The following is a 25,018-nucleotide window of genomic DNA, read 5'->3' as shown; positions in this document are numbered from 1 at the left end:
CGGTCAGTTACTGGTGATCAGGGCGTACTGCGCGGAGATCTTCTGATGAAGATCCTGCAATTGCTTGGCGACGGCTTGCACGGTGTAGCGGTCGACCTGAAAGCTACAGATGTTCATGGCCACGGTCTGGTTGTCACCGGATCCGACCAGATCCGCATAGCATTCGATCTGCTGTGCGAGCCCGGCCGGTGAGTCGATCATCTTTTGATTCGGCTCCAAGGTGGTGGACGGCTGCCACTGTTTCCACAGGGCGCGTGCGCCTTTGTCGGATCTGCTCCGGAACACGACTGCGTCGCCGAACGAGACCAGATCGACTTCGCCTTCTTCCAGTCTGGTCAGTGACGTCGGACTGGCCTGCAACAGGGACAGGGCGCCTCGGCCGGTGTAGAGGCCGTCCGGTTCGGCGCGCAGCGGTCTTTCCGGATTGCTCGGCAGGGTGCGTCCGAGCAGCCCCGGTGGATCGAGGGGGATGCGCTGCAGTTCGGCGCCGGGTGTCGGCTGGAACTTGTCGATGAGCGGGAGTTGCACGTCGAGCATCCGCTCGACCTGATTCGTCAGGGCGGGTAGGTCGGGTGCGGAGGTGTCGTCGACGACCTTGATGAAAATGACATATCGATCGTGCACCGTCCACGAACCGATCGAGGAGATATCGGGCCGCCAATGGGCAGTCGTGTTCGGGTGCTTGGTGATCGGGACCGGCTGGTTGTCGCGGTTGTAGGTGAAATCGTCGTGTTCGAGCGCAGGGCCGACCGCCGATGCGGTCTTCGCGTCGGGGAACATCAGCACCGCGAGGTTCAGGGTGCGTCGTTTGTCCTCGGGGTTGCCGCCGGTCTGCCAGGCGTTGACCCAGCCTGCCACCAGATCCTTCGCGACGTCGTCGAAGGTGTCGTTGATGACGATGTTGTCGATGGTTTTTCGATTGAGCACGATATGCGGACGGATCTGCCACGCGTCCTCGACGTAAGACGGATCGGCTTCGAACGGCAGTGCCACGAAGTCGGCAAGTCGCTGAGCCTCACGCGCGCGAGCTTGCCGCTCGCTCTTGGCATTACCGATCACGCGCGGCTTGGTCTGATAGTTCCCGACATCCAACGTGGACACGTCGGACTGGATCCGCGTGGGGGTCCCGGATACCTCTGAGCCGCATGCGCTGGTCCCGAACACCAGCGCCCCGGCAATGAGCAGCGCCGACGCGGCTCGAACCGGCGTCGATTTCCCGGCGAGCCGCACACCCGCCCCTTTCCTTCGCGTAGTCCGCACGACCTATCGCCCCTGTGTCAGCAGCTTGTATTGCGCGGCGGCCTGCTGATAGAGCTGCTGCACATTCTTGTTTTCGACGCGCGCGACGTAGCGGTCATATGCCACGTAGCACACCGGCGGATAACGGTAGGTGTTGCCTTTCGGATCTCGGAGATCGAAGCATTTGACCCCGGGCATATGGGGTGGGCTGTCGATCGTCTTGTAGCCCTTGGCTTCCTGATCGATGAATGCGGCGATCAAGCGCTCCGCGGCATCTTTATCCTTGGTGCGATACACCCGGTCATCGGAGAAGGCGACCAGATCGACGCCCGCGTCCTCGAAGGCGGCTTTGGCCAGACCGGGATAGAACTCGGTGTGCAGCGCCGCGTGCTTGGCAAGGACCATGGACAGATCTCCGCCGTCTTTCTCCGACGGCGAGCGTTCCATCTGCAAGGTGCGGCTCAGCAGGCCGTCGACGTCGATGGGCAGCGAGGTGAGCTGGTCAACCGGTGTCGGGGTATAGCTTTTCAGTCCTTCGAGCTGCTTGTCGAAGGCGCGCTGCGCCAGCTCGGCCAACGGTGCGGTGTTCACGGGTTCGGTGATCGGGTCCTCGACGCGGACCAGAAGCAGCATCGCGTCCTTGGTCAGCTGGGCGTCGAGATAGCGCTTGCTCACCGACCATTTCGCCTTGGCCGCTGGAATTCCGGGAATCGTCACGGGCTCACCGGGCAGTGTCTCCCGCTGCCGGTCGGCAATGCGGGTGGCGGCTGTCTCGGCCTGGGTGGCGTCGGTGAAGCGCAGTGTAAACATTTGCAATGCCGAACCGGGGCTATATTCGCGACGTTGCCCGCGGGTGTACCAACCCGCTACCAGACCCTGCGTCAGGTCGTTGAACTCCTTCTTGTCGATGGAGGGCAACTCCCGCGGATCCGCGGGCGTGATGCGGCGCTCCCAATAGATCGTCGGCTTGAAGACCAGCTTTCCGTCGATTTCCATCGGGAGCGGTGTCGCGTCACCGATCCTGGCCGCCTCCAGGCGTGGACCCGACAACGCTGTTCGGGAGGCTTCGCTATCGCGTGGCACCGTCGAATAGTTGCCCACATCGAGCGCGGCCACATCGTAGGTGGGGGAGTCGGCGCTGCCGCCGGATTGGCCGCAACCGGTCAGAGCGCCGAGCGTCGCGGCGACGGTCAGGCACAGGATTCGTGTTCGCGTCATGGATTCAGGCCCCCTTCGCCAGTACCGCGTACTGTGCGGCGGCGCGCTGATACAGCGCCGTGTCGACCCGCGAGGCCAGCGGCGCCTTCGTGACAACGACGCCGACATACCGTCCGTAGACGACGGCGCAGAGCTGGTCGAAATTCCTCATCTCGTCGGTGCTATCGAGTTTTACGCACCTGGCGTCGGGCAGCCCGGGCGGTGGATCCAGCACCTCATCGTTCTTTCCTGCCTTGACCAGGACCGATTGCAGGTGGAATGCGGCGGTGAGATCGCGTGTGCGATAAACGATCCCGCCGCGACGGCCGACCAGGTCGACCCCGCTCTCTTCGAATGCCTTCTTGAGTTCGCTCGGGTTTCGCTCGAAATGCAGCTCACCGGAGGGTTGGTAGGCGGCGAAGTCGTCGTCGGTGAAGAACGGGTCGGTGTAGTCCGGCGCCTTGGGTAACGCCAATCGCATGATGCCGTCCGGATCGAGCGGCAGGTCGAGGATGTCGTCCAGCGGAGTCGGCTGCTGCTTGTCCAACAGCTCGATCTGCCTGTTGATGGTCTTTCCGATGACTTCGGCGAGCGCACCTTGATTCGGTTGCGGGACACCGGCATTCGTCAGAATGAGATACGGCCCGTGCGAGATGAACGAGAAGGCCACAATGTCATTGCCGGAGGACGCCCTCGCGTCCGGGTGGCCCGCGATCGGAATGCGATAGCGTCCCGGGTCGCTGTTGGCGAGCTGATCGAACTGATCGGCCGCCTGTCTGGCTGCGGCGTCGGTCGGGAATCGCATGATCGAGATGATCAGCTTTTTCCGACTGCGCAGATCGGGGTTGATCGCCGACATGTACACGCCTGCGAGCAGGTTGTTGTCCGCGGCTGCCGGTCGAAACTTCTCGGGAATGTAGTTGGGGCCGATCATCGAATCGGCGTCGTACATGAACTTCAGGTTGCCGACGTCGGTGATGTCGCTATCGATCTCGAACGGATGCGCCAGGTAATTGAGCATCCGGCGCGCCTCGATCAGCCGGATATCCGGAAAACTGGTGATGTCCGGCTCGTAGGCCGTCGGCTCCGGTGTGTAGGCCCCCACTTTCAATGACGCCACATCCACCGGCGTCAAACCTGGCTGTGGGTTCCCCGAAATGCTCGAACAACTCACGCTTGCCACGGCTGCCGCGGTGACCACTGCGGCCAGCCCGCCTCTGAACCTCATTATTTCCCCCGTCCCGGCGGATTCTCGCCATCGTCCGTCCGTACGGGACGACGGCCAGCGTCACACCCACCCCTCGTTCCCGTAGTTCTCGCGGGATACTACTTCACTCGCGCGTGCCGCACCGGGATCAGTTTCTCGGTGCCGGAGCTAGTCGGCGGTGTCAGAGACTGTTCGCGAGCAGCGCGTACTGCGCGGCGACCTTCTGCCGGACATCGGGCTCTTTGTCGCTGGTCACCACGGCCACGTACTGCTTGTACGGCACATAACACCGATACTTGTAGTCGCGGTCGGGATCGCCGGTGCTGTTGAGCTCCATGCACTTTGCGCCGGGGATGTCGTTGGGTGCGCCGATCGGGTCGAACTGGTTGCCCACGCTGCCGATGAGTCCGGTGATGAGTTTCTCGGCGGCGGCGAAATCGCGGACGCGGGTAACGGTGCTGGCGTCGACGATCGCGACGCGGTCGACGCCGGTCTCCTCCACCAGGCGTTTGCGGACGCCTTCGTCATCGGTGCCGCTGATCAGGAAATTCGGGCCGTAGATGGCGAAGCTGGTGCCGTCGGGAGTGTGGCCTTTGCGGTCGGCGACCGCGACCCTGGCCAGCAGTCCGTCCGGGTCGACCTTCAGGGTGTCGAGCTTGTTCTGCGGGGTGGCCTGGAATTTGTCCAGTACGGGGACCTGAGCGGCGAGGGTCTTCTCGACCCAGCTCAACAGATCTGGGCCGTCGGCCTTCGGACGCTGGACGAACAACGAGATGACGAATTCCTTGTAGGCCATGAAGGTGCCGATGGTGGGAACGCCTGGGCGCCAATGGTTATAGGAGTCGGGGAACTTCGTCGACTGGAGCTTGCGGTTATCGGGGGAGACGGCGAGATCGGTGTCCTCGAGCTCCCTCGCTGCGAGCTTCGCGGCGGCTTCGTCGGGGAAGCGGAGCAGGACGTTGGTGAGGGAGGTTGCCTCCGGCGACGGCCTGGTGTCGCCGGGCGGATCCGGCCGGTCCGCACCGATGGCGGCGTAGCCGACGATCATCTTGCGGTTCTCCAGGATCGGCTTGGACACGTTGGCCAGGAAGTCGATGGCATCCTCGGGGTTGGCGATCAAGGTACTGCCGCGCCCGTAGTTCAGCGCCGGGTCGACCCGAACGGTCGGGACCACGACTTCGGACATCCGCATGCCTTCGAGCAGCGCCCCGTTGTTGCCCGCGTCCTGGGGATACTTGTGACGGTCCACCTGATACGTGCCGACCTCCAACTTGCGGACGTCCAGCTCCCCGGCGGCCGGCGTCCCCGGTATGCCGCTGCATCCGGTCAAAACACCCGCCAGCCCGATAGCGGCCGCGGCAAGCGCGATGCGCGAAATCCGAACCATGTCAGGCCCCTCATTCCTCCCGTTTGTATATGTGAAGTTACCGGAATGGCGCGGAGAAGGTTCAGTGTTGTTCGAGCGACCTGCGAGCAGTCACCGCGGTGTTGTCGAGCGACCTGCGAGCAGTCGCCGCGGTGTTGTCGAGCGACCTGCGAGCAGTCGCCAGCGGTGGTTTCTGTTGCTCGTATTGCCATACTCTGGTGTCGTGACGCCGAACCCGTACTCCACACCCGCTGGGGGCCGATACCGGTGAAGGATCGGCAGGTCGAGGTTGTCGCTGGAGGTCACGCCGTCGCCAGGGTCGAGGGCGCGGTTGTGGTCGTCGCCCATCGCGGGCGCGGCAGGCTGACTCCGCAATCACCCGCCGTTCTCGCCTTGGAATCGCTTGCCGAGCTGATCCGTGAGGCATCCGAGCAGCAGCCCGCCGGGCCGGGTGCGCTGGTGGCGCGGCAGGCCACCCGCTGGTTGATGAAGCACGCGGAACAGATCAGCCCCGGGGAGCCGATCGACTTCGGTGTGCTGTCCGCGGCCGATACCGGTGGCGTGGCGATTTTCCTGCACGGTTCGGTCACCGCGGTACTGGCCGGGGACAGCACGTTCGAGCAGTACCGAGGCAGTGATTCGGCCTTCACCGTCGATCGCGTCGCGACCGTCCCCGCCCGCGCGATCGCGCTGTTCGTCGACGATGCCAAGGGGCGCATACCCGAGTTGCCCGCCGAGCGTGGGATCGGCTGGCTGGTGGAGGGCATCGCGCAGGCGGGCGGGGCGATCGTCTGGTCCGATCCGGTGCGCGGCCGGTCCGGTGTGGTCGGGCAGGCAGACCCACATCGGCGCATTCCGCCGCCGACCGCGCGCATCGACTCGGAGCAGGCGCCGACGGCCGAACCGGCTCCGGACCCGTACCCGACCGGGACGCAGGCGTCGACCGCGATGCTCGATTCCAGCGAGGATCAGCAAGCCATCGACCCGCACTTCGCGCCGACTCAGCTCGGCGGCACCAACCCGGCGCCGCGACCGGATCCAGACCTACAGCGCAGGCTGGAGGCGACCGCCAAGGCCACCGCCCTCACCGTGAAGGTGCTCGGCTTCAAGTGTGCGCGTGCGCATCCCAGCGATCCGCGCTCGGCGTTCTGCACCGTGTGCGGGATGCCGGTGGACCAGACCCAGCAGTTGATCGAGGTGGTCCGCCCGCCGCTCGGCATGCTGATCCTCGATGACGGCATGACCTACATGCTGGCCGCGGACGCGGTGATCGGGCGTGACCCAGAGCATTCCGAGCAAGCGCAGCGCGGCCTGGTTCCGCTCAAGGTCGACGATTCCTCCGGCGGTATGTCCCGAGCGCACGCCGAGATCATGCTGGTGAATTGGGATGTGTCCGTGGTGGATCGGGGCTCGACCAACGGAACACGCACCCGGATGCCCGGTTACCGTGACTGGGTCCGGCTGGCCACCGACCAGCCGATGCTGCTGGTGCCGGGCGTCGAAGTGATGATCGGCAATCGAGTGCTGCGGTTCGAGCCCGCGGCGCCGCCGCCGTTCGGCTGAGCGGTCCGCCGCGGTTGGGCTGAGCGGTCCGCCGCGGTTGGGCTGAGCGGTCCGCCGCAGTTGGGCTCAGCGTCGCTGTTACGAATACCGCGATGTGCAGGTCGTCTCGCCGTTGAGAACTCCGGCGCGGAACGCGTCCACTCGGGAGAATCCGCTCGGCACCGTCCTGCCCTGGGCGTCGCTTGCCGCGAGCCCATCGGTGAGCAGACCGGACACCGCCTCGTCGAGATCGCCTGCGGCGAGGGTGATGTCGCCCTGGGAGAGCGGGCGACCGGCCTCGGCGAGCTTGCCGGTGACCACCCCGGACAGGCACGCGGCGCGCAGTCCGGTCTTGGCGCCGACGAGCTGCTGGCCGTTGCTCTGCTGCACCGCGAGGGTGTATCGGGAAATGAAGACGACGTAGCCGTTGTAGTCGCCGGTCACCTTCAACGGCAGCGGATTGTCTACATCGGAGTTGGAGGTGCCGCGCTGCGCGAGTTCGGGGATGTCTGTCGCGATGGTGTTCTCGGCGGGACAGTAGGAAACGGGTTCGGTGGTTACGCCGTTGCGGCAGTCGATCTTCGCACCGGAGTAGTCGTAGGTCGGTGTTTCCTCGATCGGCAGTATGGCGGCGAGCGCCTTGCTCAGCTCGATCAGGTTTTCCTTGGTAATGGCGTATTCGCCGTGGCCCTCGTCGCCGGTGAAGCTCTGCGGCAGATTGCCGCGCCGCCCCGCGATCTCGTTGATATCAATAGCCTTGCAAGCCTTGGGTCCGTCGGTGAAGCCGATCTGCACGGCGGTGACCCGTTCGAAGGCCGAGCCGTGCACGCTCTCCGGGTCGTCAGGGTTGGCATCGCGGATCGCGACCGTCGCGGCGAGCACCGAGTTGAGACCGTCGGAAGTGTTGATGGTGAAATGCGCGGCGCCGCCCTCGGCAACATGACGCATGAACGCGCCAGCGAAGCAGTCGGCCTGCTGCTCCTTGACGATCACCGGGTCCTTGGGGGCGACGATCTTCGCCATGCTCTGGATAGCGTGCCCGTATTCATGGGCGAGCACCATTACCACCGACATCTTGCCGAAGGTTTCCTCCATCGTCGGCAGCAGCACCGAACGGTCCCAGCCGATGGAGTTGTCCAGCCTGCAGTACGCGGCGTTCACCAGTCGATAGGTGGTTTCCTTGCAGAAATCGGGCGCCTGACCCTTCGGCGCCTTCGCGCTCCAGGAGATGAGTTTGTCGACCGGCTTGAACTCACCCTGGAATTCCTTGCCGAACTCGCCGCGCCAATAGGTCTGGATATCGTCGACAGCGTTGAGCGCCAGGGTGTCTGTCGCGCTGCCGTCGCCGTTGGTCGCAGTGAGCTCGGTGTCCGGGACGCCGGACCGCGGCCCGCTCGGTCCGCTGGTGGTCGGCAGCCCCGCCACTTTGAATGGATCGTCGTAGACCGAGACCGCTCTGCCGTCCACTGAGCGGGTGCAGCCCGCCAACAGGGTTACCGCGCACAGTACGGCCGTAATGAGCGCGGTCGCTGTGAGTTTCGGCAAGGCTCCCCCTGGTCGGCCGGAAAGACGTTCACATCGGTCGCCGGATCGGGGTAGATGGCGCATCGGGGGCACCGCCGATGTCCGGGTGATGGAATAGTATCCGCTGCATGTCTTCACCGGGGGCGCAGACCATCACCGTGCGCCATGATGGAACCGAACGGGTTTTCGATTCGAGTAAGCCGATCACGATGGGCCGCGCGCCGGAAGTGACGCTGTTCGTCGACAGCCCGCTCGTCTCACGAGTGCACGCGACGTTGACCTGGCAGGGGAGTGCCTGGGTACTGACCGACAACGGCAGCACGAACGGTGTTTTCGTGGATGCGCGCAGGCTCAGCCAGCCCGTTTCGATCGATCGGCCGACACAGGTTCGGCTCGGCGATGCGATCAGTGGGCCACTGCTGCACCTGCTTCCCGCTGTCCCGTCGCCTCGGCCGGCACGCACTCATTCGGCGCCGCCGCCTACCCAGCAGCAGCGTCGGCAGCCGCCGCCGTCGGCGCCGCTGCCGCAGCACGTTCCGCCGCAGCAGCTCAACATCAATATGACGACCAGGGCCGACACCTCGTCACTGCCGCCGCTGCGGGCCCGTCCGTCCACCGCGCCGATCGCCCGCGGCGACCGCCTGCCACCCGGCGGGCTCGACATCGGCCGTACCACCGACAACCAGATCGTCGTCAACGATCCGCTGGCCTCGCGCAAGCATGCCCGCCTCGTCGCCGCCAACGAGGGGCTGACGATCGAGGACCTCGGTTCGGCGAACGGCACCTTCGTCAACGGCCGCCGCGAGCAGCGGACGGTGCTGCGCGAGCGCGACATCATCACCATCGGCAATATCGACTTCGTCGTCCAGCAAGGCACTTTGGTGCATCGGCAGAAGCCGGTCGCCGAGCAGGGCCTGCACGTGCATGGTGTCGGGTTCACCGTCGAGGGCAACAAGCAGCTGCTCGTCGATGTCAATATGCAGGCGGGCCGCGGCACGCTGACCGCGCTGATCGGACCCTCCGGCGCTGGTAAGTCGACGCTGTCCAAACTGATCGCGGGTACTACCCAGCCCTCCGGCGGTGTGGTCACCTTCGAGGGACGCAACTTGCACGCCGAATACGAGGCGCTGCGTTCCCGTATCGGCATGGTGCCACAGGACGATGTGCTGCATCGGCAGTTGACCGTGCGCCAGGCGCTCGGCTACGCCGCGGAACTGCGCCTGCCGCCGGACAACAGCAAGGCCGATCGCCAGCAGGTGATCGACGGTGTGCTGAAAGAACTTTCACTCACCGAGCACGCCGACACCCGGGTCGACCGGCTCTCCGGCGGTCAGCGCAAGCGCGCCTCGGTGGCGCTGGAACTGCTGACCGGTCCGTCGCTGCTGATCCTGGACGAGCCGACCTCGGGTCTGGACCCCGCACTGGATCGCCAGGTGATGGTGATGCTGCGCGAGTTGGCCGACGCGGGTCGCGTGGTCATCGTGGTCACCCACTCGGTGGCCTGCCTCGACATGTGCGATCAGGTGCTGCTGCTCGCACCCGGCGGCAAGACAGCGTTCTGCGGCCACCCGGCCGGGGTCGGCGGCGCGCTCGGTACCAGCGACTGGGCGGAGATCTTCGCCAAGGTCGCCGCGAGTCCGGACCAGGCGTTCGCCGCCTACCGATCCAGACAGGCCGCCGTCCCGCCGCCACCGCCGCCCACGCAGAACGGATCGGTGGGCAGTCCACCTCAATCCGGCGGTGGCAAGCAGTTCTCCACCTTGGCGCGCCGGCAGGTGCGGCTGATCTTCGCCGACCGCGGGTATCTGGCGTTCCTGGTGATCCTGCCCTTCATACTCGGCGTGCTATCGCTGGTGGTGCCCGGCAAGAACGGCTTCCAGCGCGGTGCGCTCGCGGCCCTGCCGGACGGCACCTTCGCCCCGACCGGCGGCAGCGAGACTCAGCAGCTGCTGGTGGTGCTCATCCTCGGCGCCTGCTTCATGGGTTCCACGCTGACTGTGCGCGACCTTGTCGGCGAGCGCACCATCTTCTTCCGCGAGCGTGCGGTCGGGCTGAAGCCATCGGCCTATCTCATCGCGAAGATCGCCGTTTTCAGCGTCACCGCGTTCCTGCAGTCGGCGGTGCTCGTCGGAATCACGCTTGCGGGCAAGAAAGCGCCCGCCGACGGGTCGGTGATCGCCAACGGCAGTGTCGAGCTGTACATCGATATCTCGTTGACCGCGGTCTGCTGTGTGGTCTTCGGCCTGCTGCTTTCCAGCCTGGCGAGATCGAACGAGCAGGTGATGCCGATGCTCGTGGTGATGATCATGGCCCAGCTGGTGATGGCGGGCGGCCTGATCCCGGTCACCGGTCGCGTCGTGCTCGAGCAGCTGTCGTGGCTTTTCCCGGCCCGCTGGGGGTACGCCTCGGGGGCGTCGACGGTGAATATTCGTGAGGTCTTCATCAACGCGCAACAGGACACACTCTGGCAGCACAAGCCGGACATCTGGGCCCTGAACATCGGGATGCTCGTGGCGATCACGCTGATCCTGGCGATCTTCACCTGGCGCCGGTTGCGGCTGAAGAAGTCGGCGGCGTGAATCCCTGCCGGTCCCGTGATCAACCCGACGCGCCGCGCGTGTCGGACGCGCACCAGGCACACTTATGCCTGTGACGGTGCGAGTAGGGGCAGTACATCTCGGTTGGGATGTGGTGTCCGTGGCTGCGGGTGGCGGCGGGACGCCGATCCGCCCGGTGCAGGTGGAAGGTACGTATACGCCGCCGGCGTATCTGCTCGCGGATGCGTCGGGGCGGTTGCATACCGCGGGGGTGGAGCGGCAGCGACCGGACCTGGGGATGGCCATCGCCGATGTGCGCGACATCCTCGGGCATCCGCAGATCGTGATCGCGGGTGCGACCTGGCCCGCGGAACTGGTGATGCGGGCGCGCATGTACAACCCGCTCGCGGCCGTCGGCAAGTATCTGCGCGGTAAGCCCGACGTGGTGGCGCTGCCCTTCCCGGACGGCTGGCCGGACGAGAAGGTCGAGGTGTTCGCCGAGTTGGTCGAACAGCTCGACGTCACCGTCGAGCCGCTGCCGGAGAGCGTCGCGCTGTCGGGATACGTGCGTGCGCTCGGGCTGGTCCGCGCGCCGGACGAGCGCAACCCGCGGGGTATCGGCGCCACCGGCGTGTACTCCGACGGCAGGACCATGCTGGTTGTCGCGGTGCACGGCGACGACGAGCAGCCGACCGAATCGGTCGACGTCATGGTCAACGCCGAATCGATGCGCGATGCCCGATCCGCCGACAACGTGGTGATCGAGGTCATGGCCGCGGCCCGCTCCATCGGCGCGGATACCTCGACGGTGCTGCTGTCGGGCAATGTGTGCTTCAACGACGCGCTGCGGCTCGCCTTCCAGAATCATCTCGGGCACCGGCTGCAGGTGGCCGATCATCCGATGCACGCGCTGGTGCTCGGCGCCGCGCATCTGCTGGCCACCGACAACGAAAACGGGGAACCGGAATCGGCGGGCAGGCACGCGGAACCGGCGCCGCAACGACCGGCCGCCGCGCCGCCGCACGTATCCGGGTCGCATCCTGTGGAATCCGCGCAGCAGCAGGCCGAAGCCGCGCAGCAGCAAGCCATGTCGGCGCAGCGTCAGGCCGAGTCCGTGCAGCGTCAGGCCGAGGCGGCGCAGGGCCGTCCCGATCTGTCGCAGCCCAGAAGGGACGCGGTCGTGCAGTACGGCGCCGGGTACCCGACCGCCGGGCCGCCGGATCCGAGCGAAGACGCGACCACTCGGGTCCCGCGCGACGAGGTTCCCCGGGGCCTGCCGCCAGGATTGGCCGAGCTCGGCAGCCGGTTCACCAGGCCGCCGAGCCAGCAGCCCGACGAACAACGACCCCCGGCCGCGGCACACCCGCCCGCACCGCCGCAAGGTCCCGCCCCCGGCGGCCCGGTGCCGCCGCTGGGTCCGCGAAACCCGTATGGGCCACCGCAAGCCGGTCCGGAGCAGGCACAGCACGGACAGTGGCAGGAACCGCCGCCCGCGGACGACGACAAGCCGCGCAAGGGTAAGCGGTGGAACAAGCTCAAGGACAACCTGTTCGGCGCGAACGTGGTGATCGGTGCGGTGGCGTTGGCCGTCGCGGCCATGCCGTCCGACGGTGAGCAGGCCGGTCCGGTAGCGCTCGCGTCGGCGTCGTGCATGCTCACGCCGCAGGTCATCGACGAGCACCGGCAGGGCATTGCCTCGGTGCGCGGATACCAGGCCGGTGGGCCGGAGCGAAGCGGCTCGGCGACCAAAGCCGACGAGTCGGACTGCGCGCAGCCGAGCATCGACACCCTGCGTTACGTGGTGCCGGGCCCGCCAGGGGCCATCGACCCAGGTCCGCCTGTCCTGATCTGACCGGTTTCGGTTCGCTGTACCCCGGCTGGTATTGTGGCCCGTTGGCGTGTGGAACGTTCGTCGAGGTCCGGGTCTCCACCGGCCGCCGGAATCGCCTCGACCGCACGCTTGGCCGGCAACACCGACTACAGACAGGGAAGCACTGTGCCTACGTACAGCCCCAAGGCTGGTGACGTGACCCGCAAGTGGTACGTCATCGATGCCACTGACGTAGTGCTCGGCCGTCTTTCGGTCCAGGCAGCGAATCTGCTGCGTGGCAAGACCAAGCCGACCTACGCACCGAACTTCGACGGTGGCGACTTCGTCATCATCATCAACGCCGAGAAGGTTGCCATCAGCGGCAACAAGAAGGCGGACAAGCTCATCCACCACCACTCCGGGCACCCGGGCGGCCTCAAGTCGCGCACTGTCGGTCAGGTGTTGGACACCCGCCCCGACCGTCTCGTGGAGAAGGCCATCAAGGGCATGATCCCGAAGAACAAGCTCGGTGACGCCATCGCGAGCAAGCTGAAGGTCTACGCGGGCCCGACGCATCCGCATGCCGCTCAGCAGCCCATTCCGTTCGAGATCAAGCAGGTGGCCCAGTGACCGCGCCCGAGGAATACACCGAAGAGTTCGCCGAGGAAGCCGCAACCGAAGACGGCAACGTCGAGGTCGTGGAAGAGGAATACGGCTACGACGCCGAGCCCGCCACTTTCGCCCCGATCGTGATCGACCGCCCGGTGCAGACCGTCGGCCGCCGCAAGGAGGCCGTGGTTCGCGTGCGTCTGGTGCCCGGCTCCGGCAACTTCGTGCTCAACGGCCGCACCATCGAGGATTACTTCCCGAACAAGGTGCACCAGCAGCTGGTCAAGTCGCCGCTGGTGACCGTCGAGCGGTCCGAGTCCTTCGACATCTACGCTCGCCTCGTCGGCGGTGGCCCCTCGGGCCAGGCCGGTGCACTGCGCCTGGCGATCGCCCGCGCGCTGATCGAGGTCACCCCGGATGATCGTCCCGCCCTCAAGCGGGCCGGCTTCCTCACGCGTGACCCGCGTGCCGTCGAGCGCAAGAAGTACGGTCTGAAGAAGGCCCGTAAGGCGCCTCAGTACTCGAAGCGCTGATTTTGGCTACGTCGGCCGCCGTCTTCCGCCATCCTGGTTATGTCGGAGACGGTACGGTCGACGCGGCACCTGTGCGAGAGCAGGCTTCCAGCACGGCTGGGCGCCTGCTCTCGTGCTGTATCAACGTGCGGCGCTTGCGGGGCTTCGTGCACGCGTATTCCTTGCGGAGTATCGCGTCGACGGCCCACCAGGGGCCTCCGGGGCGCACGCCGCGGATCCACCGATGAGGGGCGAGGTATGGGACGTTTGTTCGGCACCGATGGAGTCCGCGGGCTTGCCAATGATTCGTTGAGCCCGGAGCTGGCGCTGCAGATTTCCGGTGCGGCCGCACAGATCCTGAGTCGCGGCAAGAAGCGTGCGCTCGCGGTGGTCGGCCGCGATCCACGAGCCAGCGGGGAGATGCTGGAGGCTGCGGTGACCGCGGGCCTGACCGCCGCAGGCGTGAATGTGCTTGCGGTAGGAGTGCTCCCGACGCCCGCCGTCGCCTACCTCACCGGTTTGTACGACGCGTGCCTCGGCGTGATGATCTCCGCCTCGCACAACCCCATGCCGGACAACGGAATCAAGATTTTCGCCGCGGGCGGGCACAAGCTCGACGACGCGATCGAGGACCGGATCGAAGCGCTGATCGCCGAGGGCACGCCGCTGCGCCCCACCGGCGCCGCTATCGGACGGGTGCTCAATGCCTCCGGCGCGCGCGATCACGGGCTGGTCATTCCGGATCAGTACAGCCTGGCGGGCACACATGAGCGCTATGTCGAGCATCTGGTCGAGGCGACCGGGCAGGATCTGTCCGGGCTGACCGTCGTCGTCGACTGCGCCCACGGTGCGGCCTCCGAAGTGGGTCCCGCCGCCTACCGTGAGGCGGGGGCGACGGTGATCGCCATCAACGCCGAACCCGACGGCCTGAACATCAATGACGGTTGTGGATCGACGCACCTCGATCAGGTCAGCCGCGCGGTGCGCGAACACGGCGCCGATCTCGGCATCGCGCACGACGGCGACGCGGACCGCACCCTCGCCGTCGATGCCGACGGCGCGATCGTGGACGGCGACGCCATTCTGGCGATCCTGGCACTTGCCATGTACGAGGCGGGTGAGCTGACCGAGAACACCCTGGTCGCCACCGTCATGAGTAACCTCGGCCTGCACATCGCTATGCGCGAGGCCGGAATCACCTTGCGCACCACCGCGGTCGGGGACCGCTACGTCCTGGAGGAACTGCGCCGCGGTGGGTTCAACCTGGGTGGCGAACAGTCCGGCCACGTGGTCTTCCCGGACTTCGGCACCACCGGCGACGGAATCCTCACCGGCCTGAAACTGATGGCAAGGATGGCGCGGACCCGTCGCACCCTTGCCGACCTGGCCGCGGTGATTCAGACGGTCCCCCAGGTCCTGATCAACGTCCCGGTCTCCGACAAGACCCTGGTCGCCGACGCCCCCGAGGTCAAGGAAGCGGTGTCGGAGGCCGAACGAGTACTCGGCGACTCCGGGCGAATCCTGTTGCGACCCAGCGGAACCGAAGAACTCGTTCGGGTAATGGTCGAGGCCACCGATCCGGTCCAGGCCCAACAGCTGGCCGACGATCTCGCGAAGCGAGTGGCTTCGGTCTAGTCCTCGGTGAGGTGACCGTTGTCCATGCGCCAGCGGCGGGTGGAGTGGACGGAATCCAGCATGCGGCGGTCGTGGGTGACGAGCAGCATGGTGCCGGTGAAGGATTCGACGGCCTGCTCCAGTTGTTCGATGGCGGGCAGGTCGAGATGGTTGGTCGGTTCGTCGAGGACCAGCAGGTTGACGCCGCGGGCTTGCAGTAGCGCCAGTGCGGCGCGGGTGCGCTCGCCGGGGGAGAGGGTTTCGCAGGCGCGCGTCACGTGGGCGCCGCGCAGACCGAACTTGGCGAGCAGGGTGCGGACTTCCGCGTCCGGCCAGTCAGGCATTTCGGCGCCGAAAGTTGCCGCCAGTGGAGTGTTTCCGCGGAACAGGCCGCGGGCCTGATCGACCTCGCCGATCTGGACGCCGGACCCGAGTGCGGCAGTTCCGTTGTCCGGCTGGATCTTTCCCAAGAGCAGCGCGAGCAGCGTCGATTTGCCGGATCCGTTCGCGCCGGTCAATACGATGCGGTCGGCCCAATCCACCTGCGTGGTAATCGGACCAAGTGTGAAATCGCCACGGGTGACGGTCGCGTTCGCCAGGGTGGCGACCACCGAGCCGCTGCGGGGTGCGGCGGCGATCTCCATCCGCAGTTCCCATTCTTTGCGCGGCTCTTCCACCACGTCCAGCCGCTCGATGCGCCGCTGGGTTTGGCGGGCCTTGGCGGCCTGTTTCTCCGTGGATTCGGCGCGCATCTTGCGGCCTGCTTTGTCGGAGTCGACCTTTTTCGGGTCGCGCGTTTTGCGGCGGGCGTTGCGCACGCCGTGCTCGAGCCAGTTGCGTTGCATCTGCGCTCGCGCTTCGAGACCGGACTTGGTGTCCGCGTAATCGTCGTAAGCTTCGCGGGCGTGCTGGCGGGCGATCTCGCGCTCCATCAGATACGAGTCGTAGCTGCCGTCGAAGACACCGACCTGCTGCTGCGCGAGATCGAGCTCGACAATCCGATTCACCGTGCGCGCCAAGAACTCCCGGTCGTGGCTGATCACCATCAATGGTTCCCGGACCCCGGTCACGAACTGCTCGAGTCGCGCGAGGCCGTCCAGGTCCAGGTCGTTGGTCGGTTCGTCGAGCAGCAGAATGTCGAAGCGGGACAACAACACCGAGGCCAGCCCGGCGCGCGCCGCCTGGCCGCCGGAGAGTCCGGTCATGGGGGTGTCGAGACCGCTCGCGAGGCTGTCGGCCAGACCGAGGTCGGCGGCGACTTCCTCGGCGCGCTGCTCCAGGTCCGCGCCACCTAGAGCCAGCCACCGCTCCAAAGCGGGCGTGTAGTCGTCCTCGCCGCCGTCGGTAAGCCGTTCCGCGGCGGAATCCATCGCCTGCTGCGCCGCGGTGACACCGGTACGGCGGCCGAGGAATTCGAGCACGGTCTCCCCTGCGACGCGCTCCGGTTCCTGCGCGAGGTAACCGATGGTGGCGTCGGGCGGGCTCAGAGTGATGCTGCCGCTGGCGCTGCTGCGGTCGGCGAGCATGCGCAGCAACGTCGACTTACCTGCGCCGTTCACGCCTACCAAACCGATCACGTCGCCGGGTGCCAGCGTGAGATCCAGGTCCTCGAACAGGGTGCGTTCGCCGTGGCCTGCGGACAGTCCGCGCGCATGAAGAGTGGTGCTCACCTGCACAGTCTGCCGTGCTCGCTTTTCCGGGCGGATAGGGGCTTGACCCTGAGGGCGGGTCGGGGAGAAATCAGGGTCGGGATAGGTCATGGGACCGATGTGCCGACGGGCGTTTCTGCGGAGAGTGGAGATTACCGAGATCAACACAGGAAAGAGAAGACAATGACCGCACCCGCCCGTCGCCTTACCCGTTCCACCACCGACAGCTGGATCGCCGGCGTCTGCGGTGGCCTCGCCGACTACTTCGGATGGAACGCCAATGTCGTCCGACTCCTTTTCGTATTGTCCTGCCTGCTCCCCGGCCCCCAGTTCATCGTCTACCTGGTGCTGTGGCTGATCATCCCCAAGAAATCGACTACCTGGTCCTGACGGGCCAGGCTTCCGCTGACTGATCCGGTGAGAATCCTCAACAAGTAAGGCCAGGGGGCTGCGTCCGGGACTCGCGGATGACAGGATGGAGCGATGCCCGTTCTCGGGTGAAATGCCGCACCATCACGCGAGTCTCGATGAGGAGGAGTCATGGTCACCTCGGGCGAATTCCCGGGCCTGGATCTACCGGGCGTCGACGCATCCTCATCGCTGGAGGGCTTGGGCCCGGTGGACCTCCACCACCCGACCCAGGACATCGACGGCGACGGCACCCTCGACACCATCACCACCTCCGGCCCCGAAGCCATGCAAGTCTGGACCGACTACGACCACGACGGCATCGCCGATCAGGTCACTGTCGTGGAGAAGGACGGCGATTACGCGGCGTGGGAGTTCCACCACAACCCCGACGGCACCTCGGGTTGGGTCCGCACCGATCACGGCAAAATCGGCCAGTAACCGGCTGCGAGGCCGTGCAGGTGGATCCATGGAACCGAACATTGCTCTCGTGCGTCCAACCAAGTACGACGAAGTTCGGCGTGTGACTCGTCATCATGCAGGATGCGAGACAGGGTGGAGGGATGACCGATGGCTGGGCTGAATGTCAATACAGCTGATCTGACGCAACTCGGTAACGAGATGCAGAGCTCCGCGCGTGACGTCGAGGGCGTCATCAAGTCGGTGACCGACAACCTGTTCGGGCTCGGAACTCATAACGGTGAGCGAGAGTCGGGGCGGGCTTATCAGCAGCAGGGAAAGGGCGCTCACGATGCTTTGGAGAAAGTGGGCATCTGGCTCCAGCACTGGAGTGCGGCGACAAAGGCAACGGGGGCTGCGTTGGGAAAAAGTGCGTTCGAGTACGAATATACCGATGACGTGAATGCAAAAGAAACAAATCAGACGTAAACCCGGCCGCGTGGGGAAACTATTCGAATCATATGACTTGGTTGGGTGGGAGATATGAGCGACGCAAATGTCGACGATATACTGAACGTTGGCGCGTGGGGTCTGCAGTACTGGATCAGATTCATGCCGGAGTTCAAGAAAGCGTTTCCAGACCATGATGTCGAATACTCGGTCTCCGATCTGGAGGCTATGTATGACCAGCAGCGTGGAATGAATCTGGTCAAGCTGACCGGTACTGCCGATGCGCTGAAGCAGGTTGTAGGGGTCGTCGACGAGCAGATCGCCAGGCAGCGGGCGGTTTTGCAGCGGCTGCCTGCTGTGTGGAGCGGTAACGCCTCCCAAGCGGCGCAGCAGATGATCGGGGACCAACTCCGCTATGCGGATGAGGATCGAAAGAAGCTACAGGGCGCGATAGATGCCATCCGTGTGTTTGTTCCGGATATTCGCACCGCTGTCGAAGGTAAAGCGGAGTACACTCTGGCCCTGCTCGAGCCTATTTGGATAACGTCGGTCGAGATCGACGGAAAGACAGCTCAGAACATCGGTAGTGACCTGCCGGTAGTAATTGATGGGAAAACGCCCGAAGATGTGGCGTACATGATTGATATCAAAAATGCTGAGACCTGGATCAGTTATGATCAAATATGCTGGGTCTACGATCATTTTCCGGAAACTCGTGAAGCGCTCGACAATGGTTATACGCACACGGATGGAAAAAACAATCTTGTGCAATATGGGATGAATGGTGAAATAGCTCAGAATGCTGTCAAGCGATGGCTGGATGTTCTTTTCAAAGACGACTTCACGAAGAAGCTGACTGGATTCGTCGACAAATGCCGCGCAGTAGATGAGCACGTCAAGACGCAGTACCAAACGCTCCAAGCCTCCTTGGGGCAGCTCGACCAAGACTCCTACCCGCGACCGGCCGGGGAACCCGATAAACCGAGCACTCCTGCCGGTACCAATCCGACAACTCCTGCCGGTACCAACCCGACAACTCCCGCCGGTACCAACCCGACAACTCCCGCCGGTACCAACCCGACAACCCCCGCCGGTACCAACCCGACAACCCCCGTCAGTACCAACCCGACTTCTACCATTAACCCGCTCCAGGGCCTCGCGTCCCTCAGCCAGGTCGCCAGTACGCTGTCGCCGCTCGCGACACAGCTTGCCAGCGCGGCAACTCAAGGACTGACCGCGTTGAGCGGCACCATCAAGGAAGGTCTCGATCAGGCGCTGCAGCAGATCGAGAAGACCCTCGATCCGAAGCAGGCGGAAGATAAGGACGGTGACGGGAAGCCTGATGAGCAGAAGCTCGATGAGAAAAAGGATGGCAAACCGGCAGCCGAGTTCGACTTGGCAGGCAAGCACCTGAAGTTCGAGATGGGTCTCGACGGTCAGTTGAAGGCGGTCGTGACCGACGCGGACGGGAAGGCTCACGAGTACAGCGTGAAGCTGGACGAGAAGGGGAACCCGGTCATCTCCACAGGGGGGTCAGAGGGCGAAGACGGGAAGCCGTTGTTCCCGCAAGGGGGCAACCCCGGTAGCCCTCCCGGCAACCCTGGTAACTCGGACAGCCCTGGTACGCCCGGCAGCCCGGCAGGCCCTGGAGGCAGCGCTTCGCCGCCGGCGGAGAATCCGAATCAGGCCGGCGTTCCGACCGGTGCACCGCCACTGCGGCGGGAGGAAGACGGTGAACACCGCCCGGCTCCCATGCCCGCGCCTGATGGGCAGGAACCACCGCCGTTCGAGAGCGGTGCCGAGCTCGCGGAAGCTGGGCCGCTGTGAGACGGCAGAAATACTGAATGCGGGGGTCGAGGATGACGATGAACTATGCCGACGAGATCGAACGTGCGGGTGAAGAATTCCGGCGCCGATCAGCGGTGGCGCTAGAAGACCTCGAGGAAGCCAAACAGGCAACCGCGGCGTCGTACCGAGCGGCTGTCGAACTGGCATTGGTCGAGGAGCACCGGTACCGCGAGGAACATGCCGAAGAACTCGAGGCGGCTCGCGCCGAGTTCGAGGAAGCAGAGCGCCGTGCGGCCGAGACTCGTCAGGAAGAGGAACGCCTGGAAGCGGAGGCCCGTGAGCAGCGGGAAGCGATCGCGCGTTCGATCGCTGCTCGCAAAGCCAACGATGTCGTCACCCCGGTGGACGAGGACGACGACCCGGAGGGCGAGTACTACCGCCGCAAGAGCTGGCTGATCTGACCCACCGAGAGTTTCGGCCTCTTCTCCTCGTCCCGGGGAGCGTCGGGGTCGATAACGGTGGTGTGCGGGATTACCGCCTCGGGGTCGGCGAAGGGGGCGTAGGTCTTGTCGTTGAGGAGTTTGTTGAGCAGGTAGCCGGTGAGTAGGGCGCGGGTGGTGCGGGCGGTTTTGGACTCGTGCTTGCCTGCGCCGAGGGCGGCGAGAGCGCGGCGGCCTTCGATGATGCCGTTGTTGGAGGCGCCGTCGAGTTGGCGCAGGACCGTGGGGCCCGCCCAGGCGGCGGCGACGGGGATGGCGTTGGAGCTGACGGAGTCGATGTCGGAGCCGGCGAGGATCAGGGCGGGGATGTGGATATCGGGGGCGAGGGTTTCGGCGGAGGGAGCGGTCGGGGCCGGGAAGAGGGCGGCGACCGCGGCGACCGGACGCTGTGCGGCGGCGATGACCGCGGCGCCCGCGCCCATGGCGTGACCGGCGAGGGCGAGGCGGTCGGGGTGCACGCTGATCGTGCCGTCACCGAGCCGGACACCGGTGCAGATGTCGAGGGTGGTGAGCAGATCGGTGGCAAGGCCGAGATGTGACGGAATCGGACCGCGCTCGGTATCGGGGGCCGCCGCCACGAAACCCCAGGACGCGAGGTGTTCGAGTAGTCCGCGATAGTTCGAAGCGCCGGTCAGCCAGCTGTGGCCGAACGCGACAGCAGGCAGGTTCCGTCCCGATTCAGGTGTGTACACCACCCCGGGCTGGCCTGCGATGGCCAAATTGCCGCGCAGCACCCGATGCGGGCCTTTGCTGGTCAGGGTGCTCAGAAGTGATTTCACAGACGCCGACACGACGAGAACGTTATCCGATAAGTACTCTGGTGAGCCATGTGCGGAATCGTGGGGTACGTCGGGTACCGGGACGCCCTCGGCGTTGTCGTTGACGCGTTGCGCCGCATGGAATATCGCGGATACGACTCGGCGGGTGTCGCGATCCTCAGTGGAGCAGGCGCGATCGCGGTGGAACGCAAGGCTGGTCGCCTGGCGAATCTCGAGGCGGAACTGGCCGAGACCGGCGTGGCGCGCTTCGCTGGAACCGCCGGAATGGGTCACACCCGCTGGGCCACGCACGGCGCGCCGACCGATCGCAACGCGCATCCCCACCGTGACGACACCGGCAAGGTCGCGGTGGTGCACAACGGCATCATCGAGAACTTCGCGCCACTGCGCCGCGAGTTGGAGGAAGCGGGCGTCGAGCTGCGCAGCGACACCGACACCGAGGTCGCCGTGCACCTGGTGGCCCGCGCCTATGCCGCGGGTCCGACCGCCGGTGATTTCGTGGCGAGCGCGCTCGCGGTGCTGCGTCGGCTGGAGGGCGCGTTCACGCTGGTCTTCACCCACGCCGACTACCCGGACCGGATTGTCGCGGCGCGCCGTTCCACGCCGCTGGTGGTAGGTGTCGGCAAGGGCGAGATGTTCATCGCCTCCGATGTCACCGCGTTCATCGAGCACACCCGCGAGGCCGTCGAGCTGGGCCAGGACCAGGCCGTGGTGATTACCGCCGACGGCTACCAGGTCACCGATTTCGACGGGAATGACGTGAACGGGCGCACCCGTCCGTTCACCATCGACTGGGATCTGGCCGCCGCGGAAAAGGGTGGCCACGACTACTTCATGCTCAAGGAGATCGAGGAGCAGCCCACCGCTGTCGCGGACACCTTGATCGGGCATTTCACTCTCGACGAGACCGGTTCCGGCCGGATCGTGCTCGACGAGCAGCGCCTCGCGGATCAGGAACTGCGCGACTTCGACAAGGTCTTCGTCGTCGCCTGTGGCAGCTCCTACCACGCCGGTCTGCTGGCCAAGTATGCGATCGAGCACTGGACCCGGCTGCCTGTCGAGGTGGAGCTGGCCAGCGAATTCCGTTACCGCGACCCGGTTTTGGATCGTTCGACGTTGGTGGTGGCGATCTCGCAGTCGGGGGAGACCGCCGACACCCTCGAAGCGGTGCGGCACGCGAAGGAGCAGAAGGCGCGGGTGCTCGCGATCTGCAACACCAATGGTGCGCAGATTCCCCGCGAGTCCGACGCGGTGCTCTACACCAGGACCGGTCCGGAGATCGGCGTCGCGTCCACGAAGGCGTTCCTGGCCCAGGTGGCCGCGAACTACCTGGTCGGCCTGGCCTTGGCGCAGGCGCGCGGTACCAAGTACCCGGATGAGGTGGCCCGCGAGTTCGCCGAACTCGAGGCGATGCCGAAGCTGGTGGAGCGGGTGCTGGAGACAGGGCCGCAGGTCCGTGCGCTCGCCAGGCAGCTTGCACACGTGCCGACGGTGCTTTTCCTCGGCCGTCACGTCGGGTACCCGGTGGCGCTGGAGGGGGCGCTCAAGCTCAAGGAGCTGGCGTACATGCACGCCGAGGGTTTCGCCGCGGGCGAGCTCAAGCACGGCCCGATCGCGTTGATCGAGGACGGGCTGCCGGTGATCGTGGTGATGCCGTCGCCGAAGGGCCGCGCGGTGCTGCACTCCAAGCTGCTCAGCAATATCCGTGAGATCCAGGCCCGCGGCGCGCGCACCATCGTGATCGCCGAGGAGGGCGACGACACAGTCCGCCCGTTCGCTGACGACCTCATCGAGATCCCTTCGGCGCCAACGCTGTTCCAGCCGCTGCTGTCGACCGTCCCGCTGCAGATCTTCGCCGCCGAGATCGCCCAGGCTCGCGGCTACGACGTCGACAAACCCCGCAACCTGGCCAAGTCCGTCACCGTCGAATAGGCCACAGCCGACGGGGCTACGGCTTCGGGTGTCGACGGACGAATCCGGCGGTGATCAAGGATCGCCGCCGGAGCCGGTCGGAGATTGTCAGCGGTGGCCGACGGGCGCCAGTACGTTGGCCGGTTCGGTGGTTCCTCGCTGGGCGGCGCGTTCCAGCCCGCCCGATAGCACGGCCAGCGCGAGCGCTGCCAGGGCGAGGACCACACCGACCCAGTTGGGGGCGGTGTAGCCGTAGCCCGCCGCGATCACCATGCCGCCCAACCACGCCGACAGGGCGTTGCCGAGGTTGAAGGCGCCGATATTGGCCGCAGAGGCCAGCGTCGGTGCGGCGACGGCCTGGTCGAGGACGCGCTTCTGCAGCGGCGGGACGGTGGCGAATCCCAGCGCGCCGATCAGCACGACGGTGACCGCGGCGGCCGGCTTGCTGTGGGCGGTGAGGGCGAAGAGCGCGAGCACCACCGCGAGGCCGCCGAGCGCGGTGTAGAGCATCGGCATCAGATGGCGGTCGGCGTAGCGGCCGCCGATCAGGTTGCCCGCGAACATGCCGAGGCCGAAGAGCACGAGCAGCCAGGTGACGGAGGCTTCGGCGTACCCGGTGACCTCGGTCATCATCGGTGCGAGGTAGGTGATCGCGGCGAAGACACCGCCGAAGCCGAGCACTGTCATCGCCATCGCGAGCAGGACCTGCGGATTGCGGAAGACGGCGAGCTCTGTGCGCAGCCGTGCATCCTGCGGCGCGGGCTGCTCGGGGACCAGCGCGGCCACGCCGAGCAGGCCGAGCAGGCCGATCAGTGCCACGAGCAGGAAGGTGAGTCGCCAACCGAAGTGCTGGCCGAGCAGAGTGCCCAGCGGCACGCCGATGACGGTGGCGACAGTGAGTCCGGTGAACATGGCCGCGATCGCACCGGCCTTGCGGTCCGGTTTCACCAGATTTCCCGCGACGACCGCGCCGATGCCGAAGAAGGCGCCGTGTGCCAGTGACGCGATGATCCGCCCGGTCATCATCAGTCCGAAAGTCGGTGCGGCAGCGGATAGCACGTTGCCCGCCACCAGCAGCAGCAACATGGTGAGCAGCATCCGCTTTCGGGAAACGCGCGTGCCGAGCCCGGTCATCAGCGGCGCTCCGACCACGACGCCGAGAGCGTATCCGGTGACCAGCAGGCCCGCGGTCGGGATCGACACCGCGTAGGTGTCGGCGATGCCAGGGAGCAGCCCGACGATGACGAATTCGGTGGTGCCGATTCCGAATGCCCCGAGTGTCAGGGCCAGGAGTGCGAGTGGCATGGGGTGGAGCCTCCACTTGTTGTTGCGCCTGAGCTTTACAGGCGTCAACAATAGTTTCAGACGCGTGTTAGTTGCAAGCGCGGGCTATTGCGGATCTCGTCTATTCTGGAAGCGCGACCCCAACGCAGGAGGAACACCATGACCGCGGATGCCGCTCTGACCGGCCTGGCAGATGGTTGGTACGCACTGTCACTGCTGCATGATCGGATCGAGGCGCACATCGAGCGCGCCCTCCAAACCGGCCACGACCTGAGCGTGCGTGAGTACTCGCTGCTTGTCGTGCTCAGCCGTCAGCACGACGGGCCGGGCGGTCACCTGCGCATGAACCAAGTCGCCGATGCCGTCGTGCTCAGCCAGAGCGCGACGACTCGCCTGGTGTCCCGCCTCGAAGACCGCGGCCTGCTCCAGCGCTACCTATGCCCCGACGACCGCCGCGGCATCTACACCGACGTCACACCCCCCGGCATCGAACTACTCGCGCAGGCGCGCCCCACCCATGACGCCGCATTGTCGACCGCATTGGGCCAAGCCGCCGCGGACCCGGAACTCGCACCACTGGTCGCCGCGGTAGAAGCGATGAACACCGCGTCGGCTGGGGGTCGGCCCGTCCGGGCGTAGCGGCAGCTGTCGCGACTGCCTGCTGCGGACCCGGCTCGCCACTGGTCACCGCGG

General features: G+C 65.9%; 21 protein-coding genes. 13 read left to right on the top strand and 8 right to left on the bottom strand.

Annotated features, from left to right (window positions below; all coding sequences use genetic code 11):
- Positions 1-3 precede the first annotated feature (3 nt).
- The 4 genes from ACFQZZ_RS31045 to ACFQZZ_RS31030 form a co-directional block, all read right to left on the bottom strand.
- Positions 4-1,230 carry a hypothetical protein gene (locus tag ACFQZZ_RS31045; RefSeq protein WP_378687754.1) on the bottom strand — a complete coding sequence of 409 codons (1,227 nt, stop codon included), beginning with the start codon at positions 1,228-1,230 and terminating at the stop codon, positions 4-6.
- Between the two features lie 33 nt (positions 1,231-1,263).
- Complete coding sequence (locus ACFQZZ_RS31040) at positions 1,264-2,457, bottom strand: hypothetical protein (RefSeq protein ID WP_378687752.1); 1,194 nt, start codon at positions 2,455-2,457, stop codon at positions 1,264-1,266.
- 4 nt (positions 2,458-2,461) lie between these two features.
- Positions 2,462-3,562, bottom strand: a complete 1,101-nt coding sequence (locus ACFQZZ_RS31035; protein ID WP_378687750.1) for a hypothetical protein — start codon at positions 3,560-3,562, stop codon at positions 2,462-2,464.
- 262 nt (positions 3,563-3,824) lie between these two features.
- Complete coding sequence (locus ACFQZZ_RS31030; protein ID WP_378687749.1) at positions 3,825-5,030, bottom strand: hypothetical protein; 1,206 nt, start codon at positions 5,028-5,030, stop codon at positions 3,825-3,827.
- A gap of 246 nt (positions 5,031-5,276) precedes the next feature.
- Here ACFQZZ_RS31030 and ACFQZZ_RS31025 point away from each other — a divergent pair, with 246 nt between their 5' ends.
- Positions 5,277-6,572: an FHA domain-containing protein gene (locus tag ACFQZZ_RS31025; protein WP_378687747.1), complete on the top strand. Its 1,296-nt coding sequence runs from the start codon at positions 5,277-5,279 to the stop codon at positions 6,570-6,572.
- 78 nt (positions 6,573-6,650) lie between these two features.
- On the opposite strand, the gene ACFQZZ_RS31020 is transcribed toward ACFQZZ_RS31025, so the two are convergent.
- A complete protein-coding gene (locus tag ACFQZZ_RS31020) occupies positions 6,651-8,096 on the bottom strand; it encodes a metallopeptidase (RefSeq protein ID WP_378687746.1) in 1,446 nt (481 codons plus the stop codon).
- Between the two features lie 107 nt (positions 8,097-8,203).
- On the opposite strand from ACFQZZ_RS31020, the gene ACFQZZ_RS31015 reads away from it, so the two are divergent.
- From ACFQZZ_RS31015 to glmM, 5 genes are all read left to right on the top strand, one after another.
- Complete coding sequence (locus tag ACFQZZ_RS31015; protein ID WP_378687744.1) at positions 8,204-10,654, top strand: FHA domain-containing protein; 2,451 nt, start codon at positions 8,204-8,206, stop codon at positions 10,652-10,654.
- A 64-nt stretch (positions 10,655-10,718) separates the two neighbouring features.
- Positions 10,719-12,464, top strand: a complete 1,746-nt coding sequence (locus tag ACFQZZ_RS31010; protein WP_378687742.1) for a hypothetical protein — start codon at positions 10,719-10,721, stop codon at positions 12,462-12,464.
- Between the two features lie 144 nt (positions 12,465-12,608).
- The gene (rplM, locus tag ACFQZZ_RS31005) at positions 12,609-13,052 is read left to right on the top strand and encodes a 50S ribosomal protein L13 (RefSeq protein WP_328409372.1); all 444 of its coding nucleotides are present in this window, start codon (positions 12,609-12,611) and stop codon (positions 13,050-13,052) included.
- Entirely contained in the window at positions 13,049-13,564 is a 516-nt protein-coding gene (gene rpsI / locus ACFQZZ_RS31000; protein ID WP_378687740.1) for a 30S ribosomal protein S9, read from the top strand. Before rplM ends, rpsI begins: the two co-directional genes overlap by 4 nt.
- 237 nt (positions 13,565-13,801) lie before the next feature.
- On the top strand, positions 13,802-15,178 hold the full coding sequence (gene glmM / locus ACFQZZ_RS30995) for a phosphoglucosamine mutase (RefSeq protein WP_378687738.1): 1,377 nt from the start codon (positions 13,802-13,804) through the stop codon (positions 15,176-15,178).
- Here the strand turns inward: glmM and ACFQZZ_RS30990 are convergent.
- Positions 15,175-16,827: an ABC-F family ATP-binding cassette domain-containing protein gene (locus ACFQZZ_RS30990; protein ID WP_378687737.1), complete on the bottom strand. Its 1,653-nt coding sequence runs from the start codon at positions 16,825-16,827 to the stop codon at positions 15,175-15,177. The two genes, glmM and ACFQZZ_RS30990, sit on opposite strands and share 4 nt — an antisense overlap.
- Before the next feature lie 162 nt (positions 16,828-16,989).
- Here ACFQZZ_RS30990 and ACFQZZ_RS30985 point away from each other — a divergent pair, with 162 nt between their 5' ends.
- The 5 genes from ACFQZZ_RS30985 to ACFQZZ_RS30965 all read left to right on the top strand — a co-directional run bounded on the left by ACFQZZ_RS30985 (position 16,990) and on the right by ACFQZZ_RS30965 (position 20,312).
- Positions 16,990-17,196, top strand: a complete 207-nt coding sequence (locus ACFQZZ_RS30985; protein WP_378687735.1) for a PspC domain-containing protein — start codon at positions 16,990-16,992, stop codon at positions 17,194-17,196.
- A 150-nt stretch (positions 17,197-17,346) separates the two neighbouring features.
- Positions 17,347-17,655: a DUF6802 family protein gene (locus ACFQZZ_RS30980; protein ID WP_378687733.1), complete on the top strand. Its 309-nt coding sequence runs from the start codon at positions 17,347-17,349 to the stop codon at positions 17,653-17,655.
- Between the two features lie 129 nt (positions 17,656-17,784).
- Complete coding sequence (locus ACFQZZ_RS30975; RefSeq protein ID WP_378687731.1) at positions 17,785-18,102, top strand: hypothetical protein; 318 nt, start codon at positions 17,785-17,787, stop codon at positions 18,100-18,102.
- Positions 18,103-18,156: 54 nt separating this feature from the next.
- Positions 18,157-19,890 carry a hypothetical protein gene (locus tag ACFQZZ_RS30970; protein ID WP_378687729.1) on the top strand — a complete coding sequence of 578 codons (1,734 nt, stop codon included), beginning with the start codon at positions 18,157-18,159 and terminating at the stop codon, positions 19,888-19,890.
- A gap of 38 nt (positions 19,891-19,928) precedes the next feature.
- Positions 19,929-20,312: a hypothetical protein gene (locus tag ACFQZZ_RS30965; RefSeq protein ID WP_378687728.1), complete on the top strand. Its 384-nt coding sequence runs from the start codon at positions 19,929-19,931 to the stop codon at positions 20,310-20,312.
- Here ACFQZZ_RS30965 and ACFQZZ_RS30960 read toward each other — a convergent pair.
- Positions 20,285-21,142 carry a dienelactone hydrolase family protein gene (locus ACFQZZ_RS30960; RefSeq protein ID WP_378687727.1) on the bottom strand — a complete coding sequence of 286 codons (858 nt, stop codon included), beginning with the start codon at positions 21,140-21,142 and terminating at the stop codon, positions 20,285-20,287. The genes ACFQZZ_RS30965 and ACFQZZ_RS30960 overlap by 28 nt on opposite strands.
- Positions 21,143-21,178: 36 nt before the next feature.
- Here ACFQZZ_RS30960 and glmS point away from each other — a divergent pair, with 36 nt between their 5' ends.
- Positions 21,179-23,062 (top strand): glutamine--fructose-6-phosphate transaminase (isomerizing), encoded by a 1,884-nt coding sequence (gene glmS / locus ACFQZZ_RS30955; RefSeq protein WP_378687725.1) that lies wholly within the window; start codon positions 21,179-21,181, stop codon positions 23,060-23,062.
- Positions 23,063-23,149: 87 nt separating this feature from the next.
- Here the strand turns inward: glmS and ACFQZZ_RS30950 are convergent, their stop codons facing one another.
- Entirely contained in the window at positions 23,150-24,346 is a 1,197-nt protein-coding gene (locus ACFQZZ_RS30950; protein ID WP_378687723.1) for an MFS transporter, read from the bottom strand.
- Between the two features lie 138 nt (positions 24,347-24,484).
- Here ACFQZZ_RS30950 and ACFQZZ_RS30945 point away from each other — a divergent pair, with 138 nt between their 5' ends.
- On the top strand, positions 24,485-24,964 hold the full coding sequence (locus ACFQZZ_RS30945) for a MarR family winged helix-turn-helix transcriptional regulator (RefSeq protein WP_378687722.1): 480 nt from the start codon (positions 24,485-24,487) through the stop codon (positions 24,962-24,964).
- The last annotated feature ends 54 nt before the right edge of the window (positions 24,965-25,018 follow it).

Source organism: Nocardia sp. GCM10030253 (assembly GCF_042675075.1).
Classification (GTDB): Bacteria; Actinomycetota; Actinomycetes; order Mycobacteriales; family Mycobacteriaceae; genus Nocardia.
This window is presented reverse-complemented; position numbering and strand designations above follow the sequence as displayed.

Excerpts from the sequence above, each read along its gene's own strand:
- ACFQZZ_RS31040 (WP_378687752.1), bottom strand. The coding sequence starts at position 2,457 with ATGACGCGAACACGAATCCTGTGCCTGACCGTCGCCGCGACGCTCGGC.
- ACFQZZ_RS31030 (WP_378687749.1), bottom strand. The coding sequence starts at position 5,030 with ATGGTTCGGATTTCGCGCATCGCGCTTGCCGCGGCCGCTATCGGGCTG.
- ACFQZZ_RS31015 (WP_378687744.1), top strand. The coding sequence starts at position 8,204 with ATGTCTTCACCGGGGGCGCAGACCATCACCGTGCGCCATGATGGAACC.
- ACFQZZ_RS31010 (WP_378687742.1), top strand. The coding sequence starts at position 10,719 with ATGCCTGTGACGGTGCGAGTAGGGGCAGTACATCTCGGTTGGGATGTG.
- glmM (WP_378687738.1), top strand. The coding sequence starts at position 13,802 with ATGGGACGTTTGTTCGGCACCGATGGAGTCCGCGGGCTTGCCAATGAT.
- ACFQZZ_RS30985 (WP_378687735.1), top strand. The coding sequence starts at position 16,990 with ATGACCGCACCCGCCCGTCGCCTTACCCGTTCCACCACCGACAGCTGG.
- ACFQZZ_RS30980 (WP_378687733.1), top strand. The coding sequence starts at position 17,347 with ATGGTCACCTCGGGCGAATTCCCGGGCCTGGATCTACCGGGCGTCGAC.
- ACFQZZ_RS30975 (WP_378687731.1), top strand. The coding sequence starts at position 17,785 with ATGGCTGGGCTGAATGTCAATACAGCTGATCTGACGCAACTCGGTAAC.
- ACFQZZ_RS30970 (WP_378687729.1), top strand. The coding sequence starts at position 18,157 with ATGAGCGACGCAAATGTCGACGATATACTGAACGTTGGCGCGTGGGGT.
- ACFQZZ_RS30965 (WP_378687728.1), top strand. The coding sequence starts at position 19,929 with ATGAACTATGCCGACGAGATCGAACGTGCGGGTGAAGAATTCCGGCGC.
- glmS (WP_378687725.1), top strand. The coding sequence starts at position 21,179 with ATGTGCGGAATCGTGGGGTACGTCGGGTACCGGGACGCCCTCGGCGTT.
- ACFQZZ_RS30950 (WP_378687723.1), bottom strand. The coding sequence starts at position 24,346 with ATGCCACTCGCACTCCTGGCCCTGACACTCGGGGCATTCGGAATCGGC.
- ACFQZZ_RS30945 (WP_378687722.1), top strand. The coding sequence starts at position 24,485 with ATGACCGCGGATGCCGCTCTGACCGGCCTGGCAGATGGTTGGTACGCA.